The following is a 13,637-nucleotide window of genomic DNA, read 5'->3' as shown; positions in this document are numbered from 1 at the left end:
GCGGAGCGCTAGCCGAGCGCGCGGACGCGGGCGAGCAGGTCGCGGGCGCAGAAGTCCAGGAAGCCGTCCGGGTCCGGCCCGGCGTTCTGGAGCACGATGTGGTCGAAGCCGGCCTCGACGTACGTGCGCGCCTTCTCCACGTGCGGAGCGGCGTCCGGGCCGACGGAGAACTGCTGCCGGATGTGGTGGTCCTCGACCCAGGCGGTGGCGGCGTCGAAGTTCACCGGGTTGGGCAGCTCGCTCATCACCTTCCAGCCGGTGATCGCCCAGCGGCTGGTCTCCCGGGCCGCACGGACCGCCGACTCCTCGTCGGTGGCCCAGGCCATCGGCACCTCGGCGTAGCGCGGGCCCTGGCCGCCGGCGTTGCGGTACTGGTCGACGATCGACGACTTCGGCTCGGTGGCGAACAGGCCGGTGCCCAGCTCGGCCGCGAGACCGGCCGACTCCCGGCCACTCGCGGCCACGGCGATCACCGGCGGCTGCTCGGGCAGGTCCCAGATCCGGGCGTCCTCCAGTTGGAGGTGCCGGCCGCCGTACGAGCGGTAGCCGCCCTGCCAGAGCAGCCGGATGATCTCCAGCGCCTCGCGCAGCCGCTCGTGCCGCCCCCGGACACTGGGGAAGCCCTGCCCGACGACGTGTTCGTTGAGCCGCTCGCCGGCGCCCACCCCGAGCGTGAACCGCCCGTCGGAGATCAGCGCCATGGTGGCGGCGGCCTGCGCGACGATCGCCGGGTGGTAGCGGACCGACGGGCAGGTGACGCCGGTGGCGAGGCCGATGCGGGTGGTGCGGGCGGCGATCGCGCCGAGCGCGCTCCAGGTGAAGCAGGAGTGCCCCTGCACCTCCAGCCAGGGGTGGTAGTGGTCGCTCATCTCGACGAAGTCGAAACCGGCCTCCTCGGCCCGGACCGCCTGCCGGATGAGTTCCTGGGGCCCGAACGCCTCCGAGGCGAGCTTGTAGCCGATCCGCATGCCCGGTTCTCCGTTCCGTCGTCGGCGAACCGCTGCCGTTCCCACCGGTTCCGGCGGCAAACCAGGCGAAACCCAGCCTCCTAGGACGCCCCAGGCGTGGTGACGGTCCGCGCCGCGGGCACGGAACGGCCCGCGCTCGCCGGGCGGGCGCGGGCCGGAAGGGGAGTTACGGGGGTGGCCGCCTACTTCGACGGCTCGGGGAGCTTGCAGTCCACCTTCGGGTTGGCGCCGATGTAGTTCAGCGGGCCGGCCACGATCGTGACCAGGATCGTGCCCGCCTCCGCACAGTTGGTTTCGTCGTTGCCGTAGTAGCCGCGCTGACCGGCGGCGATGGCGCCGATGATGAGCCAGATGACGACCAGGACGCCGACTATCGAGGTGCCGCGCATCAGTTGCCTCCACTGGGGTCGTGGTGGATTCGAGGTGGAGGCCTTGTACCCCGTGCGGGTGATCCGCCAAACGGCGCACAGGTACCGGCACGGCCGATTCCGATTACCTCAGTGCGGTGGCATCGGCTCCTCCGGCGGGCGGCCCTGGCTGCGGCGGTAGTCGGCGCAAGCGACCCCGGCCAGCACCAGCATCGCCCCGGCGGAGGCGTAGACCGGCGCGAGGAACAACCCGGCCGGGGCGATCGTGAGCAGTGCCAGTATCCCGCCGGGCCGGGACGCCGACACCCGGCTGAACACCTCGTACTCGAAGGCGCCCCGGCCGATCAGGAACAGCGCCGGCCCGCCGAGGATCACCGCCAGCCAGGCCGGCGGCGTGTGGCCGGTCGGCTTCAGCAGGACCAGGTCGAAGCCCGCCGCGGTGGTCACCACCCCGGCCACCATCAGCAGATGGGTGTACGGCGCGGTGTTGAGGAACCGGCTCGGCTGAGCCGCCCGGGCGATGGCGTGCGGCAGCAGCTCACCGGACTTGTGCACGTAGATGCGCCAGAGCAGCAGCGTGGTGGCGAACGCGGTGGCGAACGCAGCCAGGTTCTCCACCTCGGAGTGGTGCAGGCTGAACACGGTGCCGGCGACCAGCACGGCGTCGCCGAGCGCGATGATGAAGAACTGCTGGTACCGCTCGGACAGGTGCTCGGCGGTCACGTTGCGCTGGGACTCCGGCACCGCGCCCAGACCCGGCACCGGGTACGCCAGACGGAACCCCAGGTAGTCGATGGCCAGGGCGCCGGCCCAGAACCACAACCGGGCGGTGCCGTGCGCGGCCAGCGCGCCGACCAGCCAGGGCACCGCCGACACGGCGAACCAGGCGAAGATGCGCAGGGCCCGGCGGTTGCTCTGCGGGTGCCGCCGTACGGCGGGCATGAGGAACAGGCCGCGTCCGAGATGGATCGCCACGTACGTGCCGGCGAACACCAGCCCTCGGGTGCCGAACGCCTCCGGGATGGCGGTGGTCATCAGCAGCGCGCCGAACATCACCGCCACGATCAGCAGCTTGATCTCGGTGCGCTGCGGGTCGTAGATGTCCGTGACCAGCGTGGTGATCGCCCAGGTCCACCAGATCGCCATCAGCATGACCAGGGACTCGGCGGCCCGTTCCCAGGACACGGAGCTGATCAGGTTGCGCGAGATCAACGCGAGCGCGACCACGTAGACCAGGTCGAAGAAGAGTTCGAGCAGCGTGACCCGGCGCGGCGCCTCCGGATCGCGGACCGGCGGTCGCCGGCCGGCGGGCTCCGGCGCTGCGGTGGGCACGAGATGCTCCTGCGGGTGGCGGTACGCGCGGCGGGCCGTCCCGGCCCTTCACCGACCGTAGTCATGCCCGCCCGCACGCGGTCACTTTTCCGGCATACCGGCCCGGGCGGGGGTGACGGGGTGGCGATGTCACCACGTCGGGTGCTGGTGCTGGTGGAGCGGCCGCCAGTTCGGGGTTGTGGCGGGGTCGGCGGGGTGCTGATGCGACCACCTCGGCGTACTGGCGGGGCGGGCCGCGAGGTCGGGGAGGTGACGGGGTGGGGAAAGGCACCGGGCCGGTGGCGACCATCGTCACCACCGGCCCGGAATGTGGAGGACTGTCTACTCGGCGCTCGCCGGCAGCACCCGGTCGGCGTCGGCGGGAGCACCCGCCAGCACCTTGGCCTGCTGCGGCCAGGTGGCCAGCCCGGGTGCGGCGCGCAGCCCGGCGGCCTTCACGGTCTGCCGCAGCGCGGCCTCGTCCAGCTCGGCGAGCTGCCGGTAGGTGCGGATGCCGGCGTCCTGGAGGGCGGCGGCCAGCTTCGGCCCGATGCCCTGGATCCGCCGGAAGTCGTCCGCCGCGTCCCCGGCCACGTCCGCCGGCACGTCGTTCTCGACCGAGGCCCGCGGCGCGGGCACCACGGCCGGTGCGGCGGCGACGGGCTCGGCGGTCTCCACCGGCTCGGCGGTCTCGACCGGCTCGGCGGTCTCGACCGGCTCGGCGGTCTCGACCGGCTCGGCGGTCTCGGCCGTCGTGGCGGCGTCGACCGGCGAGGGCACCGCCTCGGCAGCAGCCGAATCGGCCGACGACGTCGTCGCCGGCACCTCCGGCTCGTCGGCGGGCGTCGACTGCGCCGGAACGGCGACGGGGGCGCGCTCCGGCTCCGCCGCGAAGGGCTCCGACTCGGCGACGAGCGCCGGAGAAGCGGCCGGCTCGTCCACATCGGTGGAGGCCGGGGCGGCGGGCTCGTCCGCAGCGACCGACGCGGAGGACGGCACCGGCTCGTCCGCCGGACGGTCCACGGCGACCGGCTCGGCCTCGGCCGGCTCGGACACGACCGGCGAGGACACCGGCTCGGCGACGACCGACGACGCCTCCGGCTCGTCTGCGGTACTTGCGGCGGTGGCGACGGCCGGCTCGGTGGTCGCCGTCTCGGTGGGCGCGGGCTGCTCGGCCACCGTGGCGGTCGCCGGGGGCTCGTCGACCACAGCGACCGGGCGCGGCTCGTCGACGGTGGCGGTCACCTCGGGTGCGGTCTCCACCGTGGGCGTCGCCGGGGCGCCGGACCGGCGACGGCCGACGACCACCCAGCCGACGCCGAATCCGATGAGCAGGGCCAGTATCACGAACAGCCACTGCCCGAAGCTCGACGGCATGGCCAACCTCCTTCTATGTACGTGCACGACGGTGGCGAAAGACTCGGGGCAGCTTCGCACACGCGCGCGGCGCACGACAGGCAGCCCGGGGCCGGGCCACGACGGTGGGACCGGCGGTGTCGGCCGGTGGCCGCAGCATGACCGAGCGTGTGCCGGAGGCCGGTATCGAGCGGCCTCGCGGAGCAGGGAGACGCCCCGGAACCTGGGTGCCGTGCGTGGTTCCGGGGCGCCCCGTCCGTCGCCCGTGGCCGGTCAGTGGATCCGGTCGGGCGCAGGCACGTCGGCGGCGTCCCAGCTGTAGAAGCAGCCGGCCACGGCGTCGCGGGGGGAGTGCCAGGTCGGCAGGTACGGGGAGGTGTGCGCGGAGAGCCTCTTGTTCACCTGCTCGTAGAGCGGGTTGTCGCGCAGTTCCGCGGTCAGCCCGGGGGCGACGTCGACGGTCTCCATCAGATGGACGCACAGGTCGTGCAGGTAGTACAGCGACCGGTGCCGGACGCCGGTGAGGTGGGGGAGTTCGGTGGCGTCGGCCTCGGCGAAGATCTGCGCCACCCGTCCCTGTGCGCCCGGCACGATCCGGCTGACCACCAACAGTCGACTCATCGTGACCCCTCTCGCCGCCGCGGTGCTGGGTTCACGGTGCCGGTCGCGCTGTCACCTCGCCGTCACCGCGTACCCCGGGGCTTTGATGGTGGTGGCGACGGCGAGGTGGGGGCGCGCGGCGCCGGTTTGGCGGTCCGGTCCGTGCGGCGCGGCGGCGGGTCCGGGCGGGTGGCCCGGCGGATCGGCGCCAGGGTGTCGTCGAGCAGCGCGGTCATCGCCGGGGACGGTTCCAGGCGCAGTTCGCGCAGGAGCAGATCGCGGTAGACGTAGAAGGAGTGGACCGCCTCGAACGCGTTGCCCTCGGCCAGGTGGATGCGGACCACCAGGCGGTGCGGGGTCTCCCGCAGCGGTTCGGCGGCCATCGCCTCCAGCGCCGCCTCCAGCGCCTCGCCGTGCCGCCCGGCGGTGAGGTGGTTGCCGGCGAGTTCCTCCAGCATGTGCAGGCGCAGCTGGCGCAGCCGTTCGCGTTCCAGCAGCACCCAGTCGTCGTACCAGCCGGGGAGCAGGTCGTGGCGTCCGGCGCCGGCGGCGCCGCGCGGGACGGCGCCCTCGCGGACCAGCGCCGCGGTCTCCACCAGGTCGTCAACGTCGAGGCGGACGGTCGGTCCGAGCCGGACGGTGTCGCCGTCGGTGCGCAGCGGGCAGCACGGATCCTGCCGCAGCCGCCACAGCGCGGTCCGCAGCGACGACAGCGCCCGCTCCTCAGGCGTCTCGGGCCACAGCAGCCCGGCGAGGTGGCTGCGGGTCGCGGCCGGGCGCAGGCCGATCAGGGCGATGACGCGCTGCAACCCCCGGGGTACGACCACGGGGGTGTCGTCGTGCAGCAGCTGGAAGCCGCCCAGCAGGTGCAGTGACACCCGTGGGGCGGGTTCGCCCGCCGTCGGCATTCTCGATCCACCCGACACGGCGCACCCCCCAGCACCGGAACCCTCGTCCCGACCGTTTCGCGTTGCCCGGACCGCCGCCGCGACGCCGGTGTCGGAACGCCTCCGCCACGGCGGGAAGCTCCACCGTGGCCGGGCTGACCGAGACGCAGAATATCAACGCCTGTTACTCTCAGTCAACGGTCGGTCGGTCACCTGACTGTCCGTAGTGGGCTCGGTAATACGCCTGTGATCTGCGAAGAAGTGTCGTCAACCGGAAACCGGAAAGCGATCTTCCCATAGCTCACGCACAGCTTGCGTCAACGCAGCGTCACCATGTTTGTGGCGCGATGGGGCCCGGTTGACGCCCGGTAGACGCCGCCGGCGCGACCGTGTGGCAATCCGTGCGGCGCGACCGGTTCGCCGCGCACCGGGACGTGCAGGAGGCGCGAATGGACCGTTCGCTCATCGTCGCCAAGGTGGTGCCGACGGCCGAGGACCGGGTGGCCGAGATCTTCGCCGAGTCCGACGCGACCGAGCTGCCCGGCCTGGTCGGGGTCCGGCACCGCTCGCTGTACCGGCTGCACGACCTCTACGTCCATCTGCTGGAGACGGAGACGCCCGCGCAGGGCGCGGTCGAGGACAACCGTGGGCATCCGGAGTTCATCCGGATCAGCGAGCGGCTGCGGCCGTACATCTCGCCGTACCTGCCGACCTGGCGTTCGCCGCGCGACGCGATGGCGCACTGCTTCTACCGCTACGACGCGCCGGCCCACAGGTACGACACCGCCGGGCGGCCACAGTGACCACGACCGCCCCGCGCGACGAGCAGCTCTGGTCGAGGTGCGACGGATGCGCGTCGCTGCTCTACCGCAAGCGGCTGCGCCGCAACCTGGACGTCTGCCCGGAGTGCGGGTCACACGCCCGGCTGGACGCGCCGGACCGGGTGGCGCAGCTGGCCGACCCGGACTCGTTCGTCCCGCTGCCGGACCGGGCGGTACGCGTCGACCCGATCGAGTTCGTCGACGAGCTGCCGTACCCGCACCGGCTCGGCGCGGCCCGCGCGGCGACCGGCCTGGACGAGGCGGTGCTGTGCGGCACCGCCCGGCTCGGCGGGCACCCGGTCGCGCTGGCGGTGATGGACTTCCGCTTCCTCGGCGGCAGCCTCGGCTGCGCGGTCGGTGAGCTGATCACCCGGACCGCCGAGCGGGCGCTCGCCGACGGCATCCCGCTGGTGCTGGTGACCGCGTCCGGCGGCGCGCGGATGCAGGAGGGCGCGCTGTCGCTGATGCAGATGGCCACCGTCAGCCAGGCGCTCGCGGGGATGCGGGAGGCGGGCCTGCTCACTGTCAGCGTGGTCACCGACCCCACGTACGGCGGGGTGGCCGCCTCCTTCGCCACCAACACCGACCTGGTGCTGGCCGAGAGCGGCGCCCGGCTGGGCTTCGCCGGGCCCCGGGTGATCCGCCAGGTCACCGGCGCCACGCTGCCGGAGGGCTTCCAGACCGCCGAGTACCTCCTACGGCACGGTCAGGTGGACATGGTGGTGCCCCGGCACGCGTTGCGGGGCCGGCTCGCGGCGCTGCTCGCCGCCGCCGAGGCGGGCCGCCGGGCGCCGGAGAACCCGCCCGCGCCGCGCCCGCCGGTCACCGCGCCGACCGCGACCCCGCGGCCCGACCGCGACCCCTGGGAGACGGTACGCACGGCGCGGCACCCGGGTCGTCCGACCACACTGGACTACCTGGAAACGGCGTTCGACGGGTTCGTGGAGCTGCACGGCGACCGGCTCGGCGCCGACTGCCCGGCTGTCGTCGGCGGCATCGCCCGCCTGGACGGCCGCCCGGTGATGGTGATCGGTCACCAGAAGGGGCACACCACCGCCGAGCTGGTGACCCGCAACTTCGGCATGGCCAGCCCGGCCGGGCACCGCAAGGCGCTGCGGCTGATGCGCCTCGCGGCGCGGCTGCGGCTGCCGGTGGTGACGCTCGTGGACACGCCCGGCGCGGACCCGGGGGTGAGCGCCGAGCAGCAGGGTCAGGCGGCGGCGATCGCGGAGAACATCCTCGCGCTCACCGTGCTGCCCACGCCGGTGGTGGCGGTGGTCACCGGGGAGGGCGGCAGCGGCGGCGCGCTCGCGCTCGCGGTCGCCGACCGGGTGCTCATGCTGGAGCACGCCGTCTACTCGGTGATCAGCCCGGAGGGCTGCGCCGCGATCCTCTGGCCGGACAGCTCGGCCGCCCCGCAGGCGGCCCGCGCGCTGCGGCTCACCGGCGCCGACCTGTGCCGCCTCGGCGTGGTCGACGAGCTGGTGCCGGAGCCGCGCCCGGCCGCGCACGCCGACCCGGGCGGCGCGGCCGAGCTGCTGCGCCGGGCGGTCGCGGCGAACCTCGCGCCGCTGCTCACCGTCCCCCCGGCCACGCTGGTCCGCCGCCGCCGGCAACGGTTCCGCCGCTTCGGCGCGGCCCGATCGGCAGCCGGCCCGTTCCCGGCCTCGCCGTCGGGTGACCGGGCGGAGGTGGCGTGATGGCCGACGCCGAGTCCGAGCAGGTGCTCGACGGGCTGCGCCGGCAGGCCCGCAAGCTCGTCGCCGACCTGGCCGGGCCGGTGCGCCGGGTGCGGCTGCGCAGCGGCGAGTCGGTGCTGGAGGTCGAGTGGCACGACCCGGCACCCCCGGCGCCGCGCGCCGCCGAACCAGCCGGGGCGTTCCCCGCGCGGGCCGCCGAACCGGCCGCGCGAGCCGCGCCGGCGACCGACCGGCCGGCCGTGCGCTCGCCCGTGGTCGGCACGTTCTACCGCGCCCCCGAACCCGGGGCGATGCCGTTCGTCGCGGTCGGCGACATGGTCCGCCCGGGCCAGGTGGTCGGCATCGTCGAGGCCATGAAGCTGATGAACGAGGTGACCGCCGGCCAGGCCGGACGGGTGGTCGAGGTGCTGGTCGACGACGGCAAGCCCGTCGAGTACGACCAGCCGCTGATCGCCCTGGAACCGGTCACCGGACAGGACTCCTGATGTTCGACAAGGTGCTGATCGCCAACCGGGGCGAGATCGCGCTGCGGGTGCTGCGCGCCTGCCGGGAACTCGGCGTGCGCACGGTGGTGGTGCACTCCAGCGCCGACGCCGACTCGCTGCCGGTGCGGCTCGCCGACGAGGCGGTACGGATCGGCCCGGCGGCCAGCCGCCGCAGCTACCTCAACGCGGCCGCGATCGTGGAGGCCGCCCGGCAGACCGGCGCGCAGGCGGTCCACCCCGGCTACGGCTTCCTGTCCGAGGACGCCGACTTCGCCGAGATCTGCGCCGAGAACGGCCTGGTCTTCGTCGGCCCGCCGCCGCAGGTGATGGCCGCGCTCGCGGACAAGTCGACGGCCCGCGCGCTGATGAGCGCAGCCGGGCTGCCGCTGCCGCCGGGCAGCGTCCGGACGCTGCCCACCGTCGGCGAGGCGCAGGAGGTGGCCGCCGAGGTGGGCTACCCGGTGATCGTGAAGGCCGCCGCGGGCGGTGGCGGGCGCGGCATGACAGTGGTGCGCTCGGCCGCCGAGCTGCCCCGCGCGTACGCCCGGACCCGCGCCGCCGCCCAGGTCGCGTTCGGCGACGACCGGGTGTACGTCGAGCGGTACCTCGCCGACGCCCGCCACGTCGAGGTGCAGGTGCTCTGCGACGGCCACGGCAACGGCGTGCACCTGGGCACCCGGGACTGCTCGGTGCAGCGCCGGCACCAGAAGCTGATCGAGGAGGCGCCCGCGCCCGCGCTGCGGCAGGCCACCCTGGACACCGTCGCCGAGGTGGCGCTGCGCGGCGCGCTGTCGGTCGGCTTCACCGGCGCCGGCACCGTGGAGTTCCTGGTCGACGAGGCCGAACGCTGCCACTTCCTGGAGATCAACTGCCGGATCCAGGTGGAACACCCGGTCACCGAGATGATCACCGGCATCGACCTGGTGCAGGAACAGCTGCACGTGGCCTTCGGCACCCCGCTGCGGCTGCGCCAGTCCGACGTACGCCTGGACGGTGTGGCGATCGAGTGCCGGGTCAACGTGGAGGACCCGGACCGCGACTTCGCGCCCGCACCGGGCCGGCTGGAGCGGTTCCGGCCGCCGGGCGGCCCGTTCACCCGGGTCGACACCCACGGGCACGTCGGTTACCTGGTCAGCCCGCACTACGACTCGCTGCTGGCGAAGGTGGCGGTGTGGGCGCCGGACCGGGACGCCGCGCTGGACCGGCTCGACCGGGCGCTGGCCGAGTTCGACGTGGCCGGTCCCGGTGTGCGTACCACGATCCCGTTCGCCCGCCGGGTGCTGCGCGACCCCGCGTTCCGCGCCGCCCGGCACACCACCGCCCTGGTGGAACGCCTGCTCGCCCCGCCCGCCGACGACGCGCCGCCCACCGACGCCCCGCCCGCCGACGCCGCGGCCGAGGCGTCCCCGGCGCGGGCCGTCGTGCCCGACCCGCGCGGCGCGGCCGAGCCGGGCGGCCGTACCCCCGTCAGCGCCGTGCCCGCCGCCGGCCCGACCACCTGGAGGAACCGATGACCGTCGCCCCCGACCGCCCGCTCGCCCGCGAGATCACCGACATCCTGGTCACGCACTGCGGCCTGGACCCGGACGCCGCCGCCGGCGCGCCCGCCGCGAGCCTGGAGGAACTGGGCATGGACTCCCTGGCGCTGCTCGAACTGTCGGCGGTGGTGGCCGACAGGTGGCGGGTGAAGATCCCCGAACAGGCCGGGCAGCTCAGCATCGCCGGCGTCGCCGACCTGGTGGCCCGCAAGGCGGACCCGCCCGGGCACACCGAGAACGCCGTGGAGATGGCCGCGCCGCTGCCGCTGGTCTGGGAGATCACCAACGACGTGGCCGGGTGGCCGGACCTGTTCACCGAGTACGCCACCGCGGAGATCCTGCACCGCGACGGCGACACCGTGCGCTTCCGGCTCACCATGCACCCGGACGAGAACGGCGTGTCGTGGAGCTGGGTCAGCGAACGCACCGCCGACCCGGCCACCCGCGAGGTGCACGCCCGGCGCGTCGAGACCGGCCCGTTCGAGTACATGCGCATCCACTGGCGCTACGACGAGACGCCCGCCGGCACCCGGATGACCTGGACCCAGGACTTCGCGATGAAGCCGGACGCACCGGTCGACAACGCCGCCATGACCAACCGGATCAACACCAACAGCACGATCCAGCTCGCCGTGATCAAGGAGAAGATCGAGCGGGCACACGCGGGAGGCGCGCGATGACCGACACCACCACCGCCCGGGTCTCCGTCCACGACGTACCGGCCGACCGCCGCCGCGGCGGGGAACTGCGGGTGCTGCTCGGCCCGAAGACGGTCGGCAGCACCTCCGGATTCATGGGCGTCGCCACGCTCGCGCCGGGGGAGCGGATCGCCGAGCACTACCACCCGTACAGCGAGGAGTTCCTCTACGTCGCCCGCGGCGCGATCACCGTCGACCTAGACGACACGCCGGTGCCGGTGGCCGCCGGGGAGGCGCTCTACGTGCCGAAGGACGTGCGGCACCGGCTGCGCAACACCGGCGACGAGCCCGCCGAGGTGGTGTTCCACCTCGGACCGCTCGCCCCGCGCCCGGAACTCGGCCACGTCGACACCGAGAGCGCGGCACCGCCGCCACGGGAGCCGTCGTGACCGGCCGGCGCACAGTGGTCACCGGCATCGGCGTCGTCGCACCCGGCGGCGCCACCCGGGACCGCTTCTGGAAGACGATCACCGAGGGGCGCACCGCGACGCGGCGGATCAGCTTCTTCGACCCGTCGCCGTTCCGGTCGCAGATCGCCGCCGAGTGCGACTTCGACCCGGACGCCGCCGGGATCACGCTCGCCGAACGGCAGCGTGCCGACCGGTACGTGCAGTTCGCGCTCGCCTGCTCCGCCGAGGCGCTCGCGGACAGCGGCCTCACCCTCACCGACGCGCAGCGCGAACGCGCCGGGGTGGTGCTCGGCACCGCCGTCGGCGGGACCATGGCGCTGGAACAGGAGTACGTGCGGGTCAGCGACTCCGGCCGGCACTGGCTGGTCGACCACGCGCTCGGCGGGCCGTACCTCTACCAGGCGCTGGTGCCCAGCAGCCTGGCCGCCGACGTGGCCTGCCGGCACGGCCTGCACGGGCCGGCGCAGGTGATCTCCACCGGCTGCACCTCCGGCATCGACGCCATCGGGTACGCCCACCAGCTCGTCGCCGACGGCGAGGCCGACGTGGTGCTCGCCGGCGCCGCGGACTCGCCGATCTCCCCGGTCACCGTCGCCTCGTTCGACGCGATCGGCGCGACCAGCCCGGACAACGACGACCCGGAGCACGCCTCCCGGCCGTTCGACGCCGACCGGCACGGGTTCGTCCTCGCTGAGGGCGCGGCGGTGCTGGTGCTGGAGGAGGCCGAGCACGCCCGCCGCCGGGGCGCGCACGTCTACTGCGAGGTGGCCGGGTACGCCAGCCGCAGCAACGGCTTCCACATGACCGGGCTGCGCCCGGACGGCGCGGAGATGGCGGTGGCGATCAGCGACGCGCTGCGGCAGGCCCGGCTCGCCCCGACGGCCGTGTCGTACGTCAGCGCGCACGGCTCCGGCACCCGGCAGAACGACAGGCACGAGACTGCGGCGTTCAAACGGGCGCTGGGGGAGACGGCGTACCGGGTGCCGATCAGCTCGATCAAGTCGATGGTCGGCCACTCGCTCGGCGCCATCGGCTCGATCGAGATGGCCGCCTGCGCGCTCGCCATCGAGTACGGCGTGGTGCCGCCGACGGCGAACTGGACCACCCGCGACCCGGAGTGCGACCTGGACTACGTGCCGAACGAGGCCCGGGAGGTGCCGGTGGACGTGGCGTTGTCGGTGGGCAGCGGATTCGGCGGATTCCAGTCCGCGATGGTGTTCCGCCGGCTCGCGGTGGCACCGTGACCGCGCGGGCCGTGGTGACGGGCATCGGCGTGGTCGCGCCCAGCGGCGTCGGCGTCGAGGCGCACTGGAACACAGTGCTCGCGGGCACCCGGCGCACCGGGCCGATCACCCTGTTCGACCCGGAGCGGTACCCGACCCGGGTGGCCGGGGAGGTGGCCGGCTTCGACCCGGCCGGGTTCAGCGACACCCGGCAGCGGGTGCAGACCGACAGGTGGACCCACCTGGGCTTCGCCGCCACCGGGCTGGCGCTCGCCGACGCCGGGCTGCCCGAGGTGTCGCCCGACCCGTATCAGTGGGCGGTCACGCTCGCCAGCTCCTCCGGCGGCAACCTGTTCGGGCAGCGGGAGCTGCAACGGCTCTGGGGCGGGCCGAGCCGCACCGTCGGGGCGTACCAGTCGATCGCCTGGTTCTACGCCGCGAGCGTGGGACAGCTGTCGATCCGCCACCAGTTCAAGGGGCCGTCCGGGGTGACCGTGTCCGAGTCGGCCGGCGGGCTGGACAGCCTGGCGCACGCGGTGCGCACCATCCGCCGGGGCACCCCCGTGGTGATCGCCGGGGCGACCGAGTGCCCGCTGAGCCCGTACGCGCTGGCCTGCCAGCTCCGCTCCGGCCTGCTCAGCGACGTGTCCGACCCGGAGCGGGCGTACCGGCCGTTCGACGTCGCGGCGAGCGGGTACGTGCCGGCCGAGGGCGGCGCCGTCTTCGTGGTGGAGGAACTGGGCCACGCGCTGGCCCGGGGCGCCCGCGTCTACGGGGAGATCACCGGCTGGGCCGCCACCCACGACGCCGCGCCCACCGACCCGGCCACCGGCCCCGACCCGGCCCACTACGCCCGCGCGATGCGCCTGGCGATGGAACGCGCCGGGGTACGCCCGCACGACGTGGACGTGATCTGGCCGGACGCGCTCGGGGTACCCGCGCACGACCGGGCCGAGGCGGCGGCGCTGCGTACCGTGTTCGGCGACCGGACCCCGCCGGTGACCACGCAGAAGCCGCTGACCGGCCGGGCGCACCAGGGCGGTTCCGCGCTGGACGCGGCCACCGCGCTGCTGGCGTTCCGGCGCGGGATGCTGCCCGCCTCGGCCGGCCCGGACGAGCCGGCGCCCGGCTGCGACCTGACGTTCCTGCGGCAGCCCCGCCCGCCCCGCAGCCGGATCGCGCTGGTCGGCGCGCGCGGCTTCGACGGGTTCAACAGCGCGCTGGTGCTGCGCGGCGCCGCGCCCCCACCGGCCGGGGAGGGCTGACGAAGCC

General features: G+C 74.5%; 14 protein-coding genes. 8 read left to right on the top strand and 6 right to left on the bottom strand.

Annotation, left to right across the window (positions count from 1 at the left end; genetic code table 11):
• Nucleotides 1–8: 8 nt before the first annotated feature.
• The 6 genes from MICAU_RS17455 to MICAU_RS17430 all read right to left on the bottom strand — a co-directional run bounded on the left by MICAU_RS17455 (nt 9) and on the right by MICAU_RS17430 (nt 5,511).
• A complete protein-coding gene (locus tag MICAU_RS17455) occupies nt 9–968 on the bottom strand; it encodes a TIGR03557 family F420-dependent LLM class oxidoreductase (RefSeq protein ID WP_013286660.1) in 960 nt (319 codons plus the stop codon).
• A gap of 182 nt (nt 969–1,150) precedes the next feature.
• Nucleotides 1,151–1,357, bottom strand: a complete 207-nt coding sequence (locus MICAU_RS17450; protein WP_013286658.1) for a hypothetical protein — start codon at nt 1,355–1,357, stop codon at nt 1,151–1,153.
• Nucleotides 1,358–1,465: 108 nt separating this feature from the next.
• The gene (locus tag MICAU_RS17445) at nt 1,466–2,668 is read right to left on the bottom strand and encodes a low temperature requirement protein A (protein WP_013286657.1); all 1,203 of its coding nucleotides are present in this window, start codon (nt 2,666–2,668) and stop codon (nt 1,466–1,468) included.
• Between the two features lie 321 nt (nt 2,669–2,989).
• On the bottom strand, nt 2,990–4,024 hold the full coding sequence (locus tag MICAU_RS17440) for a helix-hairpin-helix domain-containing protein (RefSeq protein ID WP_013286656.1): 1,035 nt from the start codon (nt 4,022–4,024) through the stop codon (nt 2,990–2,992).
• A gap of 252 nt (nt 4,025–4,276) precedes the next feature.
• Entirely contained in the window at nt 4,277–4,624 is a 348-nt protein-coding gene (locus tag MICAU_RS17435; RefSeq protein ID WP_013286655.1) for a TcmI family type II polyketide cyclase, read from the bottom strand.
• 62 nt (nt 4,625–4,686) lie between these two features.
• Complete coding sequence (locus MICAU_RS17430; protein ID WP_013286654.1) at nt 4,687–5,511, bottom strand: AfsR/SARP family transcriptional regulator; 825 nt, start codon at nt 5,509–5,511, stop codon at nt 4,687–4,689.
• Nucleotides 5,512–5,939: 428 nt separating this feature from the next.
• Here MICAU_RS17430 and MICAU_RS17425 point away from each other — a divergent pair, with 428 nt between their 5' ends.
• From MICAU_RS17425 to MICAU_RS17390, 8 genes are read left to right on the top strand one after another with little or no spacing between them, the layout of a single operon-like run.
• Nucleotides 5,940–6,293: a TcmI family type II polyketide cyclase gene (locus tag MICAU_RS17425; protein WP_013286653.1), complete on the top strand. Its 354-nt coding sequence runs from the start codon at nt 5,940–5,942 to the stop codon at nt 6,291–6,293.
• Entirely contained in the window at nt 6,290–8,011 is a 1,722-nt protein-coding gene (locus MICAU_RS17420) for an acetyl-CoA carboxylase carboxyl transferase subunit (protein WP_013286652.1), read from the top strand. The genes MICAU_RS17425 and MICAU_RS17420 overlap by 4 nt, the downstream gene beginning before the upstream one ends.
• The gene (gene accB / locus MICAU_RS17415) at nt 8,011–8,496 is read left to right on the top strand and encodes an acetyl-CoA carboxylase biotin carboxyl carrier protein (RefSeq protein ID WP_013286651.1); all 486 of its coding nucleotides are present in this window, start codon (nt 8,011–8,013) and stop codon (nt 8,494–8,496) included. The genes MICAU_RS17420 and accB overlap by 1 nt, the downstream gene beginning before the upstream one ends.
• Nucleotides 8,496–10,010: an acetyl-CoA carboxylase biotin carboxylase subunit gene (locus MICAU_RS17410; RefSeq protein ID WP_013286650.1), complete on the top strand. Its 1,515-nt coding sequence runs from the start codon at nt 8,496–8,498 to the stop codon at nt 10,008–10,010. Before accB ends, MICAU_RS17410 begins: the two co-directional genes overlap by 1 nt.
• Nucleotides 10,007–10,714 (top strand): SRPBCC family protein, encoded by a 708-nt coding sequence (locus MICAU_RS17405; protein WP_013286649.1) that lies wholly within the window; start codon nt 10,007–10,009, stop codon nt 10,712–10,714. Before MICAU_RS17410 ends, MICAU_RS17405 begins: the two co-directional genes overlap by 4 nt.
• Nucleotides 10,711–11,121 (top strand): cupin domain-containing protein, encoded by a 411-nt coding sequence (locus tag MICAU_RS17400; protein WP_013286648.1) that lies wholly within the window; start codon nt 10,711–10,713, stop codon nt 11,119–11,121. The genes MICAU_RS17405 and MICAU_RS17400 overlap by 4 nt, the downstream gene beginning before the upstream one ends.
• A complete protein-coding gene (locus tag MICAU_RS17395; protein ID WP_013286647.1) occupies nt 11,118–12,386 on the top strand; it encodes a beta-ketoacyl-[acyl-carrier-protein] synthase family protein in 1,269 nt (422 codons plus the stop codon). Before MICAU_RS17400 ends, MICAU_RS17395 begins: the two co-directional genes overlap by 4 nt.
• Nucleotides 12,383–13,630 carry a beta-ketoacyl synthase N-terminal-like domain-containing protein gene (locus MICAU_RS17390; protein ID WP_013286646.1) on the top strand — a complete coding sequence of 416 codons (1,248 nt, stop codon included), beginning with the start codon at nt 12,383–12,385 and terminating at the stop codon, nt 13,628–13,630. The genes MICAU_RS17395 and MICAU_RS17390 overlap by 4 nt, the downstream gene beginning before the upstream one ends.
• Nucleotides 13,631–13,637 lie beyond the last annotated feature (7 nt).

It is taken from the genome of Micromonospora aurantiaca ATCC 27029 (assembly GCF_000145235.1).
Taxonomy (GTDB): domain Bacteria; phylum Actinomycetota; class Actinomycetes; order Mycobacteriales; family Micromonosporaceae; genus Micromonospora; species Micromonospora aurantiaca.
This window is presented reverse-complemented; position numbering and strand designations above follow the sequence as displayed.